Source organism: Pseudomonas weihenstephanensis, assembly GCF_001043055.1.
Classification (GTDB): Bacteria; Pseudomonadota; Gammaproteobacteria; order Pseudomonadales; family Pseudomonadaceae; genus Aquipseudomonas; species Aquipseudomonas weihenstephanensis.
In genome coordinates this window covers 378,563-396,355 of the sequence record NZ_JYLF01000001.1, presented here as the reverse complement: position 1 = coordinate 396,355, position 17,793 = coordinate 378,563, and the positions used below count along the sequence as shown (strand labels likewise).

Genomic DNA, 17,793 nt, shown 5'->3' with positions numbered 1-17,793 from the left:
CTGATAATGCTCACCCCTGAGCATACATTTTGAATCTCAACGAAAGTCCCACAGTGCCTATGGCAGCCTACTGACAGCGGCTATAGTTTTTGACACTTACAACTCGTCGCGTAAAGGCCCGACCTTCACGTTCGCAATGGGTTGAGCCGCCGTCGTGCCTTCATAGTCAAGATCCGAAGGCTCTGTTGAGATCGTATGGCGGCTCTGAATGCCCCCCTGAAGCGGCCAACTGGCACTGCTGACGAGCACGCGCAAACTGCCAGAATTCAGCAGTTTGGTCAGAATTTCACTGGCGGGGGTCGGGATCGGGAGAGGCTGGGCGTTCTCGACAAAATAAGCCTGCGTGGTCCACCCGTATCCACTGACGCCATTACACAGCGCAAACGTCGCTGCCTCATTACCGCGTCCATAGCGCAAGAGCCCTCCATCGTCTGCCGAGACATAAACGTAGTCGTACACGATGCCTATGACTTCTTCGGTATGGAAGGCATAACAAAGGTCTTCCGGCCACGGGAGATTGCGGATCAGTTGGGCTTCAACCTCAGACTCAGCGCTGAGCCCTCGCACATCACGCGAGTAATGCAGGCTAACCAGCGAGTAACCGCGAGGAAGCACGGCTCTGGCTGAAGCTGTCGGTTGGCCGTGGGTTTTGCTAATCATCTCAGCCACATTGACGGATTCACCATTGACCACAGGCTCAAGCGCCACGTAGCTCCCGTAAGTTGCCTCATATAAGACACCGCCCATGATATTGACTGTGTGTGGCAGTTTTATCCGGCGATGCACAAAGCGCGCGGCATCATCGGGGTGGCAAAATACCGGGCTTGCGGGGAAAAACTTGAGGGTACTCGCAGGTCGGGGCGCGCTTTCGAGGCCGTAAGGCTGCCACCCTCCCGACACAGAACCTGGCTCGTGCCACACCGCATTGGTCTGCAGCACGTGTAACTCGCCCGCCATTGCCACTTGGCGCACGTATTCCAAAGGAGTCAATCTAAGCGCTGTCAGATCATTCAATAGCGCCTGCCCGCTGTCTTTAAACAGCCCGGTCGAGAGCTGCACAGCATCCAATGTGCTGAAAAAACGCAACAGCGCACCATCGCCACCCGAGATATAAATCACACTCCCCTCACCCACGAGGGCATCTTCGTGCTTGAGGCTGATAGCCAGTTGTAATGCTTTGAACAGGTCCACGGGTGAGATGAACGCGTCGTAAACCCGTCTGTTGGTAAGGTGCCCCTTGATCGGCGCTACTTTTTCAGGCGCGCCGACATAGACCCCATGCAGTTGAAAAGCCATCGGCAGGGTGTAGTGCTGGGTAGAGTCATCGCGTGGATACAGGCGCTCCATACTGAAATCGCCACCCTCCAAAGGCAACGTCGTTACGTACTCCTCGCTGTGGGTACTGCGCAGAATCACCCCGTATTGCGCAGTAGTACGAGCGCCCATGTGCTCATGGGCATAACGCACGGCGTCTTCAGACTGCGCGAATATCGGGCTCAGAGCCGGTGGCGACAACGCTTGTGTCACGGCGGAGGTCCTGCCCCCCGGCTTCCAGGTTGGTGTGATCTTACCGGGCTTGCCCCATAACGCACTGCCCACGACGACGTACAAGTCCCCAGCCTCTGCCACTTGGGCAACGTATTGCCCTGGCTTGATCGAGTTGGCGCGCATCGCTGCCCCCAGTGTATTTCGACGGACCTTTTCGGGATTTAGCCTCGGCGGTGAAATCTGGCTCAGTAGAATAACTTCCTTGGCCGATCCACTGGGCGTGTACCTGAGCAGCGTGCCGTTTTGCGTCGAAAAATAACGCGCACTGGCCCAATCACTATTCTTGATCGCGTCATACAACTCATGGGGTTCAAGCATGTTGCGAAATAGCTGTTCTTCGTCTGCAGAACGCCACAATTGCAACGGATGCACACAATGGGTGTGGTAAACAGCCACCACCGAAAAACCATGCGGTACATGCCTCATCAGCTCAGGAGGAAACACCAGCGTGGCGTCAAATGTTTCATTTTTTACCGCCATGGGTTCTGTGGCGACAAAACGATTATCCAGCCGCTGGTAGATAATGCCGCCATAGGTGTAGTCCGTTCGCTTGGCGATAACGTTATGAGCGTAACGGGCAGCGTCGTCAGCAGACACGAAGGATGGCCCCAACTCGCGCCGATAAAAATCTTTATAGGGCTGCCAGTTCGCAGCTACACGACCTGCATAACGCCACAGATCACTGGTGTGCAAAACGCTCAACTGACCCGCAGCGGCCAAGTCGCGGATGTAATTACCTGGCGTGTAGACCCCTCCTAGCAGGTCTCTGAGGATCGCTAAAGCGCCGCCTTCGCTTTGCGGCAGTGCCCTCAGAAATTTTTCCTCGGCCGCGGCAAATGTCGACACGTATTTAAGGAGCGCGCCGTCGCGGCACACGATAAACAACGGCACCGCCTGTGAGGCCGCTGGCAGCTTCAGCCGTTTAGCCACCTCAATACCCTTGGCCAGTGCGTCAGGGTGCAGGAAGTTCTTGAACACAGTGGGTTCTTGCGTAGGGACCTCACTGAGATCACGGTAAAAACCGTCGCAGGCATACAGCCCGACAATTTCGAAATTGGCCGGAACTAAAGCCCTGCCTGCGGTGTTGCGACCAAAAATGCGCGCCAGCGAAAAGTCCATCTCCTCGCTGACCGGCTCAGTGCTGATGTAAAAGGGATGGTTTTTGAATTTTAAAATCACGCCATACTGACTTTCAGCGGTTTGATAAACCCGCGCCCGAGCTTCTTTGAGGGCCTGTTCAAGCGTGCTACTGATGGAGCTGAACGCGGGTTGGCTAACCATTACCGGAGCAATATCGAGCAAGGGATGTGGGGTGAACACTTTAAAATCGGTGGTCACCTGACCGAGCTTGCCGCCCCACACCTCATTACTCTGGATAATACTCAGCGTCCCGGCGCGGGCCACCTCCTGGACATACTCGGCAATCCTGGAAAAACTGAGTTTTTTTGCGTGTACATCGTATGCAATGCGTTCGGACAGAGCACGCTCCACAGCCGAACCACTGGACACATACTTGAGCAAAGCACCATTGGGGCACGATAAATAATGCGCCACTGCAAAATAGGCATTGAGCATATTGAGCACAATATCGTTACTTGAGAAAAAACTGATCGCTGTCTGAATCTCTTCAGTGCTCCAGTGTTTAAACGCGCGTTGCAACTCTTCGTAGTTGCTCGGATGAGAATGATATAGGGCATAACAGGTGTAACCGGCAGGCGTAATGAAGAGACCTTGAGCGTCGGTAGAAATAACCCGGGTCGGGTTGAAAGAACCCGACTGGTCTCTGACGGGGCGCGTTGCATAATAACGCCCTTGAGCATCTTTCAAGATGGCGCCCCCGTATTCGACATTTCGAAAATCGCCGATCAAGCGATGCGCATAGCGGGCAGCATCATCGGCACTCACAAACGCCGGGCTCAGCGCGGGGAGTTCGACGCGTACATTGGGTTGCGCATGGCGCTTTTCACGATCGCTTGTATGATTCATTACCGTTTAATCCTTGATTAGAAAAAGAAGACAGAACACGCATGCCTGCCGTCTTCACACCATCAAGAACATCACCTTCAAAAAGGCGGTACATAGTTAGCCATCTTAAAACTCGTCCTTGTCTCGCGCATTTGCCGAACGTTTAAGTTCGCCTGCACCGCGGGCACACTTCAAAAGCACGCGATCATTCAAAGGGGGACAGTCCGGATACGGAGAACGTTTGGGAGAGGGCGCTTCAGAAAACAGCATTAAAAGTACGTTAAGACTTGGGCGGCGGCTGTCGCGGCCTGGCCTCCTCGCACGCACCTTGGCGCTGCTGCGCCAGGGATAATCGCCGGTCAGGTAGAGGTATTAATCGCAGAGCGTCAATCGCAACATTGCAAGCTCGTATTGATGTTGTTCGAGAGTGGCAACAACACGAGCTTGCTTTTATAGATCACTGGGTGAGTGCAAAACAGAAACCCATCCTAGTGCAACTCAAAATCGTCGGCATCCAGGTCAGCCGGAAAACGCTCACGGTAGGCTGCCAGCTCGCCCGCACTCAGGCTCATCTGAAATACGCCATCCGCTTCGCCCGCACTGAGCAACGATTCACCCTGAAAATCAAAGATATGGCTGTCACCGGTGTAAACAAGGCCCTTGCCATCGGCACCGACCCGGTTGACGGCTGCCACATAACACAGGTTTTCAATTGCCCGCGCTGGCAACAGACGGTTCCAGTGCAAGCGACGCGCCCCCGGCCAGTTGGCCGTATACAACAGCAGGTCGGTGTCGTGGGGGTCGCAACTCCACACCGGGAAGCGCAGGTCGTAGCAAATCAGCGGACGAATACGCCAGCCCTTCACTTCGAACTGAACCTGGCGCTCACCCGGTGTGAAATGTTCATGTTCACCCGCCATGCGGAATAAATGCCGTTTGTCGTAGTGCAACACCTCGCCATCAGGGCGAGCCCACAACAGGCGATTGCGGTGGCTGCCGTCGGCCGCCTCGATGATCACGCTGCCCGTGATGACTGCATTGAGTTTTTTAGCCTGCTGACGCAACCAGTCGGTAGACGGGCCCTCTTCGGGCTCAGCCAGGGTTTTGGAGTCCATGCTGAAGCCTGTGGTGAACATTTCGGGTAAGACCACCAGGTCAGCGCCCTGGGCCTGAACCAGCAAGTCATCGAAATGATCAAAGTTGGCCTGTCGGTCGTGCCAGGCCAGCGTGGTTTGCACCAGCGCTACGGTTAAATCGGGTAAACCACTTAGATCACGCATAGTTTTTCTGCTGCTTCACGCAGCGTCTCCTCGCGTTTTGCAAAACATAGGCGAACCAGCCGCTGCCCTTCGGGCGGGGTCTGGTAGAACACCGAAACCGGGATGGTCGCCACGCCATGTTCGCGGGTCAGCCAAATGGCCATGTCGACATCATTGAGGTCCGGACGAATTTGAGAGTAATCAACCAACTGGAAATACGTGCCTGCCACCGGTTTAAAGGTGAAACGTGATGGGGTTAACAGGTCACAAAACAAGTCACGCTTGGCCTGGTAAAAGGCCGGTAACTCTTCAACGTGTTGCGGGCAGGCCGCCATGAAATCAGCCAACGCATATTGCAGCGGCGTCACCCCGCAAAAGCTCACGTACTGATGCACTTTGCGCAGTTCGCCAGTCAACGCGGGCGGCGCCACCACGTAGCCGGTTTTCCAGCCGGTCACGTGGTAGGTTTTGCCAAAAGAGCTGACAACGAAAGCACGATGGTACAACTCAGGATGTGACAGAACACTGACGTGGGGCACCCCGTCGAACACCAAATGCTCATACACCTCATCACTGACGAGGTAGATGTCACGGTTTTCGATAAGTGTGGCCAATTGGTCCAGTTCAGCGCGGGTAATCAGCGCACCACTGGGGTTATGCGGGCTGTTGAGGATGATCATGCGCGTACGCGGGCTCAAGGCATCCTCAAGCTTTTGCCAGTCAATCGCGAAGTCGTCCAGCGCCAACGGCACATGCACGCAACGCCCCCCGGCCAATACGACTGAAGGCTCATAACTGTCATAGCACGGGTCAAACACAATGACTTCGTCACCGGCATGAATCACCGCCTGAATGGCACAAAAAATGGCTTGGGTTGCGCCCGGCGTGATGGTCACTTCGGTGTCGGCATTGACCTGTACGCCATAGCTGCGTGCAATCTTGGCTGCCACTTGCTCGCGCAAGGCAGGTAAGCCGGTCATCGGGGAATATTGGTTGTGACCGCTGGCGATGTGCTTGCCCACTGCATCACGCAGCGCTTGTGGACCATCGAAATCGGGGAAGCCCTGAGACAAGTTGAGCGCACCCGTTTCTGTCGCGAGCTGCGACATGCGCGTAAAGATAGTGGTGCCGACGTTCGGCAACTTGCTGGTCATCATGGCCGTTCCCTGTTGAGTTCCCGGCACTGACTGCGGCACAGGACCCACCGAGGATAGCCCAAACGCCTGACACGAAAAAGGGTCCTTTCGGACCCTTTCTCATTACGCTCTACGCGTGCGCGATCAGCGCTTGTCTCTGCGTTTTTTGTCGGCTTTCTTGTGGTGCGACATCATACGGCGCTTCTTGTTGACCTGACGGTCGGTCAAGGAGTTCTTGTTGGCTTCGTACGGGTTCTCGCCACCTTTGAACTCGATGCGGATGGGCGTACCCACCAGCTTCAAGACACGACGGTAGGTGTTTTCGAGGTAACGGACGTAAGACTTCGGCACCTTCTCAACCTGGTTACCGTGAATCACGATAATCGGCGGGTTGGCACCACCCAAGTGGGCATAACGTAGTTTGATGCGACGGCTGTTGACCATCGGCGGTGCGTGCTCGCCCACTGCGTCTTCCAGGATCTGGGTCAGACGGTTGGTTGGCCAGCGGGTAACTGCCGACTTGAAGGAGTTTTGCACCGATTGGTACAAGTTACCCACGCCGGTGCCGTGCAAAGCCGAGATGAAGTGAATGTCAGCAAAGTCGACAAAGAACAGACGACGCGTCAACTCGACTTTGACGAACTCGCGCTCGCTTGGGGTCATGCCGTCCCACTTGTTGATTGCGATGACCAGAGCACGACCGGCCTCCAGCGCAAAGCCCAACAGGTTAAGGTCGTGGTCTACCACGCCTTCACGGGCATCCATCACAAAGATCACCACGTTGGCGTCTTTGATCGCTTGCAGGGTTTTGACCACGGAGAATTTTTCAACTTCTTCGTGGATCTTGCCGCGCTTGCGCACACCGGCGGTGTCGATCAGCGTGTACTTCTCGTCGTTACGCTCAAACGGGATGTAGATACTGTCGCGGGTTGTGCCAGGCTGGTCGTACACAATGACGCGGTCTTCACCGAGCATGCGGTTCACCAGCGTCGATTTGCCTACGTTCGGGCGACCGATGATGGCGATCTTGATGCCGTCTTTTTCGCTAGGGCCAGGAATGCGCTTGGCTTCCTCACCTTCGAGTACGACTTCTTCTTCGCCGTCTTCTGGCTCTTCTTCGTCACGCGGGAAGTTGCTCAGGGCAATTTCCAGCATCTGCGTGATACCACGGCCATGGGCACCGGCGATTGGAATCGCGTCGCCCATGCCCAAGGGGGCGAACTCGGCGCGGGCCATGTCCGGGTCGATGTTATCGACCTTGTTGGCAACCACGTACGAGCGCTTGTTACGTTTGCGCAGGTGTTCACCGATCATCTGGTCAGCGGCAGTGAAGCCCGCTTTTGCATCAACCAGGAACAGCACAACATCCGCTTCTTCGATAGCCAGCAGCGACTGCTCGGCCATCTTTTCGTCCATACCGTGCTCGTCACCGGAAATACCGCCGGTGTCGACCAGAATGTAGGAACGCCCTTGCCACTTGGCCTCACCGTATTGGCGATCACGGGTCAGACCGGACAAGTCGCCGACGATAGCGTCGCGAGTCCTGGTCAGGCGGTTGAACAAGGTGGACTTGCCGACGTTAGGTCGGCCCACCAGGGCGATTACGGGAACCATGCGGCTCTCCACTTCGTTATTTCAGAAAATACAAAAGCCGCTGCAAGGCAGCGGCCAGAGTTCGGAACAGCACAAATGTGCCGCAAGCCTTGCCAGAGCAAGGCTGCTTGAAACCCTAGAGTCTCAAGCATAGACGCCTTAGCGAATGGTCAGGGCTTCCAGTTTGCCGCTGTTACCAAACACGTAAATCATGTCACCGACCACCAGCGGACGCGCCCGAAGGCCATCACTGTCAATGCGGGTACGGCCTACGAAACGGCCATCAACCTGGCTCAACAGGTGCAGATAACCTTCCATGTCGCCAACCGCTACATAGCTGGAAAACACTTCTGGCGCCGACAATTGACGGCGAGCCAGAGCATCGTTGCTCCACAGGGCGGTGGTCGAACGCTCGTCAACGCCTTCGACAGTGCCGGATGCCAAGCTGACATAGACGCTGCCAAAACCTTGAGCGACACCTGCGTAGCTCGAAGCATCGCGCTGCCACAGCACACGGCCGCTTTCCAGCTCCAGTGCTGCCATACGGCCCTGATAACTGGTGACATACAGCGTGCCACCGGACAGCAGCAGACCGCCGTCGATGTCTACGATGCGCTCAAGCTCAGAACGGCCTTGCGGGATCGCAACACGTTGCTCCCATACAGGCACACCGTTTTGCGTATCCAGCGCAACGACTTTACCGGTCGAAAGACCTGCCACTGCCAAGTGATTGGTCACCAACGGTGCACCCGTACCGCGCAGTGTCAGCACGCCAGGCGTGCTGTCATAGGTCCAGCGCTGCTCACCGGTCGATGCATCAAGACCGATCAGACGATCATCCTGAGTTTGAACCACCACCACGTCACCGTTGGTTGCTGGCGGCGCCAGTACTTCGCTGGTAACACGGGAACGCCATTTTTCTTCGCCATTGCTGGCGTCGAGCGCAACCACTTCACCTTGCAAGGTGCCCAGCAGAACCAAGCCATAGCCAGCGCCCACGGCACCGGACACCGGCAGTTCGAGGTCTTTCTTCCACTTGACGTCACCGGTCATGCGATCCAGCGACATCACCACGCCCGTTACATCGGCCGCGTACAGGGTATTACCGTCAACCGCTGGCACCAGCATGTTGTAGGTTTTGCCCTGGCCATCACCGATCGAACGGCTCCACTGCTTTTGCAAGACAACTTCTTCTTTGAAGTCAGTCAGTGCAGCCGGTGGCAGTTCTTTTTTGCTGTTGCTGCTGCAACCCGCGGCCAATATGACCAGAGCCAGCAATGCTGCATGTTTCCAACGGTTCACGTTACGCATCCCCTTTGGCCAGGTCGTCGAGCTTGATTTGTAAGCCGCCGACCGCTGCTTCGTCCGACAGCGCAGCTTTGGCTTTTTCGTAGGCTACACGTGCGTCTTCAGTGCGGCCTTGCTGAACCAGCAAGTCGCCCTTGAGTTCTTCACGACTGGCCAGGAATGCTTTGTCCGAATCACCTTCAAGCAGCTTCAAGGCCTCATCGACCTTGTTTTGTGCGGCCAGAACCCGAGCCAGACGCTGACGCGCCACTTCACCCAATGTGGCGTTGGCTGGTTTTTCAACAATGGCGTTCAGCTCATTGGCTGCGTCATCCAGCTTGCCGCTCTCAACCGCGACCTTGGCAACGAACAAGCCGCCAAACTGCGCGTAGGCACTGCCGCCGTACTCACTCTTGAGCTTGTTGGACAGGTCAGCCACGCGCGCTGTATCGGGCTGACCCGTTGGCGTCAGTGTTGTTTCAAGCAGTTGTTGGTAGAGAATCGACGCACCCTGCGACTGATTGCTCTGATATTTGTGCCAAGCCTGCCAGCCGAACACCACCACCAGCGCCAACAAGCCGCCCGTGACCAGGGGTTTGCCGTTGCGCTGCCACCAGTCTTTCAACTCGCCCAGCTGATCATCATCGTTACTCGACACCCCAACACTCCTTATTCGATAAATCGGCTGTTTTTACAGCTTCAACCCTGCACAACGCAGGTGGCCAAGTGCTCGGAAAGAGCATCCCAGGCAATAGTTTGTTGTTCGCCCTGGCCACGCAGGGGTTTGACACCTACCACTTGCTGGGCCAATTCGTCGTCACCCAGGATCAATGCGTACAAGGCACCGCTCTTGTCGGCTTTCTTGAATTGGCTTTTGAAGCTGCCAGCGCCCGCATTGACTTGCAGACGCAGGTTGGGCAACTGATCACGGACACGTTCGCTCAGGGCAAGCGCGGCCAGTTCAGCGGCTTCACCGAAGGCGCACAGGTAAACATCCACCTGTCGCGAGATTTCTTGCGGGATCTGCTCAAGGGTTTCGAGCATCAGGATCAAACGCTCGATCCCCATGGCGAAACCCACGCCGGAGGTAGGCTTGCCACCCATTTGCTCCACCAGACCGTCATAACGGCCACCGGCACACACGGTGCCTTGGGCGCCGAGTTTGTCAGTAACCCACTCAAATACGGTTTTGCTGTAGTAATCGAGCCCGCGTACCAGCTTGGGATTGATGACGTAAGGAATGCCGGCAGCATCGAGACGTGCCTTGAGGCCCTCAAAATGCACACGGGATTCTTCGTCGAGGTAATCCACCAGCTTCGGTGCATCAACCAGTACCGCTTGGGTGTCGGCATTTTTGGTGTCGAGTACACGCAGCGGGTTGGACTTGAGGCGACGCTGGCTGTCTTCGTCCAGCTCGCTCAGGCGCGAAGTCAGGTATTCGACCAATGCGTTGCGATAGCGCGCACGGGCTTCGCTGGTGCCCAGGCTGTTGAGTTCCAGCTTGACCGCATCACGAATCCCCAGCTCACCCCACAGGCGCCAGGTCAGTACGATCAGCTCGGCATCAATGTCCGGCCCATCGAGGTTGAACACTTCGACACCCACTTGGTGAAACTGGCGATAACGGCCTTTTTGCGGGCGCTCGTGGCGAAACATCGGGCCGACGTACCACAGCTTCTGAACCTGCCCGCCACCGGTGATGCCGTGCTCAAGCACTGCACGCACACAGGCCGCGGTACCCTCGGGGCGCAGCGTGAGCGAATCGCCGTTGCGGTCTTCGAAGGTGTACATTTCTTTTTCGACGATATCGGTGACTTCACCGATCGAGCGCTTGAACAGCTCGGTGAACTCGACGATCGGCATACGGATTTGCTTGTAACCGTAGTTATCCAGCAAACGCGCAACCTTACCTTCAAAGAAGCGCCACAGAGGCGTCTGCTCAGGCAGGATGTCGTTCATGCCACGAATGGCTTGCAGTGACTTGCTCACAGTAAATCCTTAATTCGTTTGATTAGCCGCGCGCGATCACAGCAGCGTCAGCTTCGACCTTTTCGGCCGCTTTCTGGCGGATCAATTTTTCGAGTTGATCCACCAGATTTTCATTCGTCAATTTCTGCGACGGCTTACCGTCGATGTAAATCAGGTTTGGCGTACCACCGGTCAAGCCCACATGGGCCTCTTTGGCTTCGCCGGGGCCGTTAACTACACAGCCAATCACAGCAACATCCAAGGGAACCAGCAAGTCTTCAAGGCGCCCTTCCAGTTCGTTCATGGTTTTTACCACGTCGAAGTTCTGGCGCGAACAGCTAGGGCACGCAATGAAATTGATGCCACGCGAACGCAACCGCAGGGATTTGAGAATGTCGTAGCCGACTTTCACTTCTTCCACCGGGTCGGCAGCCAACGAGATGCGAATGGTGTCGCCAATGCCTTCGGCGAGCAGCATACCTAGGCCCACGGCAGATTTCACTGTGCCTGAGCGTAATCCACCCGCTTCAGTGATACCCAAATGCAGCGGCTGCACAATTTCTTTGGCCAACAGACGGTAGGCTTCAACGGCCATGAACACATCGGACGCCTTCACACTGACTTTGAAGTCCTTGAAATTCAGACGTTCAAGGTGTTCAACGTGGCGCAGGGCCGACTCAACCAAAGCGGCCGGGGTCGGTTCGCCGTACTTTTTTTGCAGGTCTTTTTCGAGCGAACCTGCGTTAACACCGATGCGGATCGGAATACCACGGTCACGCGCCGCATCAACCACTGCACGCACACGGTCTTCGCGGCCGATGTTACCGGGGTTGATACGCAGGCAGTCCACACCCAATTCCGCCACGCGCAAGGCGATGCGGTAATCGAAGTGGATATCGGCAACCAACGGTACTTTTACCAATTGCTTGATGCGGCCAAACGCTTCGGCAGCGTCCATATCAGGCACGGAAACCCGCACGATATCGACACCGGCAGCTTCCAGGCGATTGATTTGCGCAACGGTGGCGGCTACATCGTTGGTGTCGCTGTTGGTCATGCTTTGTACGGCAATAGGGGCATCGCCACCCACTGGCACTGAGCCGACCCAGATTTTTCGCGATTCGCGACGTTTGATTGGAGATTCGCCGTGCATGACTTATTGACCTAACTTCAGGCGAGCAGTTTCGCCACTGGTGAAAGGAGCCAGGTCCACTGACTGACCGTTGTAGGTCACTTGTGCACCGCGGGCAAAGCCCAGGCGCAAGCTCAAGGGAGGCTTGCCGCTCACTTCAAGATTTTCGCCTTTGCGCTTCAAGCCGCCGAACAGCACTTTACCTGTGGCATCGGTGACTTGAGTCCAGCAATCAGCGGTGTATTGCACGCCAACGTTGCCCGCACCTGCGACGGCTGCCGGTGCCGCAGCTGTCGGGGCGGGCGTTGCAACAACGGGCGCCACAGCGACCGGCAGCGCGGGCGCAGGGCCTGGAGCGGGCTGAACCACTGGCACGGCCGTTTCGGCAACAGCCGCTTGTGGGGTGTCAGGTAATGCCAAGGCGGTCGTAGCCGCCTGATCACCAGCAGGCGCACCAGGAGCAGCCGCTTCGCTTTCAGTTTTGGCTTCAGCCACGGCCTGATCTTCAGGCTCGTCCAGCGGATGGATCTGGGTTGTGCCGTCAGCCCCTTCCACTTCAACGTGTTCGGGCGTGAGGCCGATCAGGTCCTTGGCGCGCATGGACGTTTGGTCCTGCCACCAGATAAAGCCGCCGCCAATCACTGCCAACAACAGCAACAGGCTGACAATGCGCAAAATGGTGTGGGACACGCGCACCGGTTCTTCGATACGGCCCAAACTGTGGACGTTGCTGCCGGACGAGTCAGTGCCGGTAAACAGATCAAACTCATGCACCAGGGCCGTCTGATCCATACCCAGCAATTTGGCATAAGCGCGGATATAGCCACGGGCAAAGGTATGGCCTGGCAATTTGTCGAACGCGCCCGTCTCAAGATGACTCAAGGCACTGGCCGTGAGATTGAGCTTCAAGGCGACTTCAGCCAATGTCCAACCATTGTTTTCACGGCCCTGACGCAAGGTCTCACCGGGATTGACTCGAGTCGCTGCTAGAACTTCGGGTTGCGCCGCTTTCATCATTGCTCCGACAGGTATTGCTGATATTCCGGCGTGCCGGGATAAAGTCGTTTTAGTTGCTGGCCATGACTGGCAGGTGTGGCGCGATCATCGAACACAGCCGCCAGTCGCGCACCGAGCAATAGACTACGTGCATTTTGCCCACTAAGCAGGCTAAAACGATCGTAAAACTCGCGGGCGGGCAGATATTGACGGTCCTGGTAGGACAACTCGGCCATTTCCAGTAGGGCTCGCGGTTGTTTGGGGTTCAGGCGCAATGCTTTTACAAGGTAACCGCGTGCTGTTTCAGGCTGCCCCAGCTTGAGCGCCGTTATACCCAAATTTTCGTAAACCCGGGAGCGTTCAGGATAAAGATGGTCAGCGGCGGCTTTCTGAAACAGCGTGTAGGCGTCTTGATAGCGTTGCTGTTCAAACAGCAAGCTGGCGTAGTTGTTGAGCGTGCGGGCATCGTGCGGGCGGGCAGCCAAGGCTTTTTGAAAGCTTTGCTCTGCCAGCTCAAACTCCATTTCGCGCTGAAACACTAACGCCAGCGCTGCGTGGGTGTCCGGGGCGTCCTGATCCAGCTCAAGGGCCTTGCGCAAGGGAACTTTGGCCTGTTCGGCCATGCCCTGCTGCAAATAACCAAGCCCCAACTGAACATACGCCTGACGCGCTGCATCACGGCCTTTGTCGGTGCTCATCGGGTTTGATCCACCCGATGAAACGCAGCCAGCCAACACGCTGACTAACACCACACAAAGCGCTGCACGCAGGGTCATAGAGTGCCTCTCTCAGGGCTGGGCAGCAGCGTTTTGCACCGAAACGGCTTCAATCGATGCCAAGTGGCGCTCGTTGCGACGGGTACGGTCATTGACCTGCCCGACCAACTGCCCACAGGCCGCATCGATGTCTTCGCCACGTGTCGTACGCACGGTCACGTTGTAACCGGCCTGTTGCAGCAGTTCCTGGAAACGGCGAATAGCATTGTTGCTCGGACGCTCATAACCGGAATGCGGAAACGGGTTGAACGGGATCAGGTTGATCTTGCACGGCGTGTCTTTGAGCAGTTCGATCATTTCACGCGCGTGGTCGACATGGTCGTTCACGTCTTTGAGCATGGTGTATTCAACAGTCAAAACGCGCTTCTCACCCAGGGTCGCCATGTAACGACGGCAGGACTCAAGCAGCATTTTGAGCGGGTACTTCTTGTTGATCGGCACCAACTGACTGCGCAGCTCGTCATTGGGTGCGTGCAGCGACAACGCCAGCGACACATCGATGTGCTTGGCCAGCTCATCGATCATTGGCACCACACCCGAGGTCGACAAGGTTACCCGGCGCTTGGAGATGCCGTAGCCCAGGTCATCCATCATCAGATGCATGGCGGCGATTACGTTGTCGAAGTTCAGCAGCGGCTCACCCATGCCCATCATCACCACGTTGGTGATGGCACGGTCGACGGTTGCCGGGACGCTGCCAAAGGATTTGTTGGCAATCCACACCTGACCGATGACTTCGGCGGCGGTGAGGTTGCTATTGAAACCTTGCTTGCCGGTGGAGCAGAAACTGCAATCCAGAGCACAGCCAGCCTGGGACGAAACGCACAACGTGCCACGTTTGCCCTGGGGAATATAAACGGTCTCGACGCAGCTGCCGGATGCCACACGCACGACCCATTTACGGGTACCGTCGGTGGAAATGTCCTCGCTGACGACTTCAGGTCCACGAACCTCAGCAATCGCCTTGAGCTTGTCGCGCAAGGCCTTGCTGACGTTAGTCATGGCGTCGAAATCATCGACGCCAAAGTGGTGAATCCACTTCATGACCTGACCGGCACGGAAACGCTTCTCCCCGATTGAGTCGAAGAATTTCTCCATTTCCGGTTGGGTCAAACCCAACAGGTTGGTTTTGCCAGTCGTTGCAATCATGTCTTCACCCTCACTCACACGCCAATACTTAGCGAGTGGTTACTTCAGTTGCTGCGAAAAAGTACGAGATTTCACGAGCAGCAGCTGCTTCAGAGTCGGAACCGTGAACAGCGTTAGCGTCGATGGATTCAGCGAAATCAGCACGGATAGTGCCGGCAGCTGCTTCTTTAGGGTTGGTAGCGCCCATCAGTTCGCGGTTCAGAGCGATAGCGTTTTCGCCTTCCAGAACCTGAACAACAACAGGACCGGAGATCATGAAAGCAACCAGGTCGCCGAAGAAGCCACGAGCGCTGTGCTCAGCGTAGAAGCCTTCAGCTTCGGCTTTGGACAGTTGCTTCAATTTGGAAGCTACAACCTTCAGGCCGGCTTTTTCAAAACGAGTGGTGATCTCGCCGATAACGTTTTTTGCAACAGCGTCAGGCTTGATGATGGAGAAAGTGCGTTGAACAGCCATGGTGTAACTCCAGAAACAGTGATTTAAGCGAAAAATTAAACCCGCGAATTATACGCGGGTTCTGGGGCATTGCATAATTACGTCGATTACAAGCTTAGTCGGCTTCTTCGATCCACAAACCCTGAATGGCTTCGAGAACCTTCTCTCCCCCGCGATCAGGGATGTCATCGAACTCTGGTAGTGCCATCACCAGATTGCGCAGCGTGACGAAATTCACCGAGAGCGGATCTACATCCGGGTGAGCTTCAGCCAGCTGAATCGCGATTTCCTGTACATCAACCCATTTAAGGCTCATGACAATTCCTTATCAATGTGGCGCTTCGGCCGCATGGTTGAGCGAGTACTTCGGAATTTCGACCGTCAGGTCTTCAGTGCCGACCTTGGCCTGACAGCTGAGGCGTGATTGCGCTTCAAGGCCCCACGCACGGTCAAGGTAGTCTTCTTCCAGCTCGTCAGCCTCTTCCAACGAATCGAAACCTTCGCGAATGATGCAGTGGCACGTGGTACAGGCGCAGACGCCGCCGCACGCGCTTTCAATCTCGATGTGATTGTCGTGTGCCACTTCGAGAATCGACTTACCGGTCTCAGCCTCGACAACCATACCGTCCGGGCAATGCTCGGCGTGTGGCAGAAAAATGATCTGCGGCATCAGTTATTCCTCGATTTCATTCAGGTTGCGCCCCGCCAGAGCGGCCTTGACGGACAAGTCCATACGGCGGGCGGCAAAGGCATCGGTCACTTGAGACAGACGCTTGGTCTGCTGCTCGATGGCGTAACCATCGGTGCCTTTCAACAATTCGGACAATTCTTGCATTTGCAGCTCGATGACCATCCGCTCTTCGGCGTCCAGCAAACGATCACCGTCCACCTCAAGCGCCGCTTGCACAGCCTCGATCAGGCGTTGCGCATCAACTTGCTGCTCGCGCAACACGCGGGCCACTTTGTCGTCACCGGCGTACTGGAACGAATCCTTGAGCATTTTGGCGATCTCGCCATCGGTCAGCCCGTAAGACGGCTTGACCTGAATGCTGGCTTCGACGCCAGAACCCAGCTCTCGCGCCGACACACTGAGCAAACCATCGGCATCCACCTGGAAGGTCACACGAATTTTAGCGGCGCCTGCCACCATCGGCGGAATCCCGCGCAATTCAAAGCGCGCCAGAGAGCGACAGTCGCTGATCAGTTCGCGCTCACCTTGCAGCACATGAATCATCATGGCCGTCTGGCCATCTTTGTACGTGGTGAAATCCTGCGCCCGCGCAACCGGGATCGTGGTATTGCGCGCAATGACTTTTTCCATCAGCCCGCCCATGGTCTCAAGACCGAGCGACAGTGGAATCACGTCCAGCAGCAGCAACTCGCCACCCTCACGCTTGTTACCGGCCAGGGTATCGGCCTGGATCGCTGCACCAATGGCAACCACTTGATCCGGATCGATATCCGTCAGCGGTTGGCGACCAAACATGTCCGCCACGGCTTCACGCACGCGGGGCACACGCGTCGAACCACCGACCATGACCACGGCTTGCACATCCTCAATCTCGATATTGGCGTCGCGCACAGCACGACGGCAAGCCTTGAGGCTGCGGGCGATCATGGGTTCGATCAACACCTCGAACGCTTCACGGGTCAAGTCGGCGGACCACTCGCCAAAGGTGACGGTGACAGAGGAGGCGTTGGTCAGGGCTTCTTTGGCAGCACAGGCCGCTTGCAGCAATTGACGCTGGATGCCCGGATCGAGATCAGCAGACAAACCCGCCTGCTCGATCATCCAACTGGCAATCGCATGATCGAAGTCGTCTCCGCCCAGCGCGCTGTCGCCGCCAGTGGCCAGGACTTCGAATACACCGCCAGTCAAACGCAACACCGAAATATCGAACGTCCCGCCGCCCAAATCATAGATGGCAACAACGCCTTCAGCGGATTGATCCAGGCCGTAGGCAACCGCAGCAGCAGTCGGCTCATTGAGCAAACGCAATACGTTCAGACCGGCCAATTTGGCCGCATCCTTGGTCGCCTGACGCTGAGCATCATCGAAGTAGGCCGGAACAGTGATCACCGCACCGACCAATTCGCCACCCAAGGTTTTTTCGGCGCGCTCGCGCAACACCTTCAAAATCTCGGCCGACACTTCTACCGGGCTTTTCGGGCCTTGTACCGTATCGATGAACGGCATGTGCGACTCGCCGCCGACAAAACGATAAGGCAATTGCTCGCCTAGCTGCTTGACGTCGGACAAACCACGACCCATCAAGCGCTTGACCGACAATACGGTGTTGAACGGATCACTGGAGGCTGCCAGGCGCGCCGACTCACCGACTTCAACACGGTCAGCGTGATAGCGCACAGCGGATGGCAAAATGACACTGCCGCGCGCATCAGCCAGAGGCTCGGAGAGACCGCTGCGCAATGCAGCGACCAACGAATTGGTAGTGCCCAAGTCAATCCCCACAGCCAGACGACGCTGGTGCGGTTGAGGACTTTGGCCGGGTTCGGCGATCTGCAGTAGGGCCATCGTTATCAGGACTTA

General features: G+C 56.4%; 15 protein-coding genes. All 15 read right to left on the bottom strand.

Going from position 1 to position 17,793, the window contains the following annotated elements; genetic code table 11:
* Positions 1 to 96: 96 nt before the first annotated feature.
* Complete coding sequence (locus TU86_RS01955; RefSeq protein ID WP_053075968.1) at positions 97 to 3,534, bottom strand: DUF4329 domain-containing protein; 3,438 nt, start codon at positions 3,532 to 3,534, stop codon at positions 97 to 99.
* Positions 3,535 to 4,001: 467 nt separating this feature from the next.
* Complete coding sequence (locus TU86_RS01950) at positions 4,002 to 4,793, bottom strand: amidohydrolase (RefSeq protein WP_048363019.1); 792 nt, start codon at positions 4,791 to 4,793, stop codon at positions 4,002 to 4,004.
* A complete protein-coding gene (locus tag TU86_RS01945) occupies positions 4,781 to 5,929 on the bottom strand; it encodes a pyridoxal phosphate-dependent aminotransferase (RefSeq protein WP_048362615.1) in 1,149 nt (382 codons plus the stop codon). The genes TU86_RS01950 and TU86_RS01945 overlap by 13 nt, the downstream gene beginning before the upstream one ends.
* 123 nt (positions 5,930 to 6,052) lie before the next feature.
* The gene (der, locus tag TU86_RS01940) at positions 6,053 to 7,522 is read right to left on the bottom strand and encodes a ribosome biogenesis GTPase Der (RefSeq protein ID WP_048362614.1); all 1,470 of its coding nucleotides are present in this window, start codon (positions 7,520 to 7,522) and stop codon (positions 6,053 to 6,055) included.
* 138 nt (positions 7,523 to 7,660) lie between these two features.
* A complete protein-coding gene (gene bamB / locus TU86_RS01935) occupies positions 7,661 to 8,812 on the bottom strand; it encodes an outer membrane protein assembly factor BamB (RefSeq protein ID WP_048362613.1) in 1,152 nt (383 codons plus the stop codon).
* Entirely contained in the window at positions 8,805 to 9,446 is a 642-nt protein-coding gene (locus TU86_RS01930; protein ID WP_048362612.1) for a tetratricopeptide repeat protein, read from the bottom strand. Before TU86_RS01930 ends, bamB begins: the two co-directional genes overlap by 8 nt.
* 41 nt (positions 9,447 to 9,487) lie before the next feature.
* A complete protein-coding gene (gene hisS / locus TU86_RS01925) occupies positions 9,488 to 10,777 on the bottom strand; it encodes a histidine--tRNA ligase (RefSeq protein ID WP_048362611.1) in 1,290 nt (429 codons plus the stop codon).
* 22 nt (positions 10,778 to 10,799) lie between these two features.
* Positions 10,800 to 11,909, bottom strand: coding sequence for a flavodoxin-dependent (E)-4-hydroxy-3-methylbut-2-enyl-diphosphate synthase (gene ispG / locus TU86_RS01920; RefSeq protein ID WP_048362610.1), 1,110 nt, complete (start codon positions 11,907 to 11,909; stop codon positions 10,800 to 10,802).
* A gap of 3 nt (positions 11,910 to 11,912) precedes the next feature.
* Positions 11,913 to 12,902: a RodZ domain-containing protein gene (locus TU86_RS01915; RefSeq protein WP_048362609.1), complete on the bottom strand. Its 990-nt coding sequence runs from the start codon at positions 12,900 to 12,902 to the stop codon at positions 11,913 to 11,915.
* Positions 12,902 to 13,660 (bottom strand): type IV pilus biogenesis/stability protein PilW, encoded by a 759-nt coding sequence (gene pilW / locus TU86_RS01910; RefSeq protein WP_048362608.1) that lies wholly within the window; start codon positions 13,658 to 13,660, stop codon positions 12,902 to 12,904. Before pilW ends, TU86_RS01915 begins: the two co-directional genes overlap by 1 nt.
* 12 nt (positions 13,661 to 13,672) lie before the next feature.
* The gene (gene rlmN, locus TU86_RS01905) at positions 13,673 to 14,809 is read right to left on the bottom strand and encodes a dual-specificity RNA methyltransferase RlmN (protein ID WP_048362607.1); all 1,137 of its coding nucleotides are present in this window, start codon (positions 14,807 to 14,809) and stop codon (positions 13,673 to 13,675) included.
* A 28-nt stretch (positions 14,810 to 14,837) separates the two neighbouring features.
* Entirely contained in the window at positions 14,838 to 15,263 is a 426-nt protein-coding gene (gene ndk, locus TU86_RS01900) for a nucleoside-diphosphate kinase (protein WP_003443361.1), read from the bottom strand.
* A 94-nt stretch (positions 15,264 to 15,357) separates the two neighbouring features.
* Complete coding sequence (iscX, locus tag TU86_RS01895; protein ID WP_016779607.1) at positions 15,358 to 15,558, bottom strand: Fe-S cluster assembly protein IscX; 201 nt, start codon at positions 15,556 to 15,558, stop codon at positions 15,358 to 15,360.
* 12 nt (positions 15,559 to 15,570) lie between these two features.
* Positions 15,571 to 15,912: an ISC system 2Fe-2S type ferredoxin gene (gene fdx / locus TU86_RS01890; protein WP_048362606.1), complete on the bottom strand. Its 342-nt coding sequence runs from the start codon at positions 15,910 to 15,912 to the stop codon at positions 15,571 to 15,573.
* A gap of 3 nt (positions 15,913 to 15,915) precedes the next feature.
* Entirely contained in the window at positions 15,916 to 17,778 is a 1,863-nt protein-coding gene (gene hscA / locus TU86_RS01885; RefSeq protein WP_048362605.1) for a Fe-S protein assembly chaperone HscA, read from the bottom strand.
* Between the last annotated feature and the right edge of the window lie 15 nt (positions 17,779 to 17,793).

Coding starts and splice junctions, on each gene's coding strand:
- TU86_RS01915 (WP_048362609.1), bottom strand. CDS start 12,902: ATGAAAGCGGCGCAACCCGAAGTTCTAGCAGCGACTCGAGTCAATCCC.
- iscX (WP_016779607.1), bottom strand. CDS start 15,558: ATGAGCCTTAAATGGGTTGATGTACAGGAAATCGCGATTCAGCTGGCT.
- TU86_RS01945 (WP_048362615.1), bottom strand. CDS start 5,929: ATGATGACCAGCAAGTTGCCGAACGTCGGCACCACTATCTTTACGCGC.
- rlmN (WP_048362607.1), bottom strand. CDS start 14,809: ATGATTGCAACGACTGGCAAAACCAACCTGTTGGGTTTGACCCAACCG.
- ispG (WP_048362610.1), bottom strand. CDS start 11,909: ATGCACGGCGAATCTCCAATCAAACGTCGCGAATCGCGAAAAATCTGG.
- der (WP_048362614.1), bottom strand. CDS start 7,522: ATGGTTCCCGTAATCGCCCTGGTGGGCCGACCTAACGTCGGCAAGTCC.
- bamB (WP_048362613.1), bottom strand. CDS start 8,812: ATGCGTAACGTGAACCGTTGGAAACATGCAGCATTGCTGGCTCTGGTC.
- TU86_RS01950 (WP_048363019.1), bottom strand. CDS start 4,793: ATGCGTGATCTAAGTGGTTTACCCGATTTAACCGTAGCGCTGGTGCAA.
- fdx (WP_048362606.1), bottom strand. CDS start 15,912: ATGCCGCAGATCATTTTTCTGCCACACGCCGAGCATTGCCCGGACGGT.
- pilW (WP_048362608.1), bottom strand. CDS start 13,660: ATGACCCTGCGTGCAGCGCTTTGTGTGGTGTTAGTCAGCGTGTTGGCT.
- TU86_RS01955 (WP_053075968.1), bottom strand. CDS start 3,534: ATGAATCATACAAGCGATCGTGAAAAGCGCCATGCGCAACCCAATGTA.
- ndk (WP_003443361.1), bottom strand. CDS start 15,263: ATGGCTGTTCAACGCACTTTCTCCATCATCAAGCCTGACGCTGTTGCA.
- hscA (WP_048362605.1), bottom strand. CDS start 17,778: ATGGCCCTACTGCAGATCGCCGAACCCGGCCAAAGTCCTCAACCGCAC.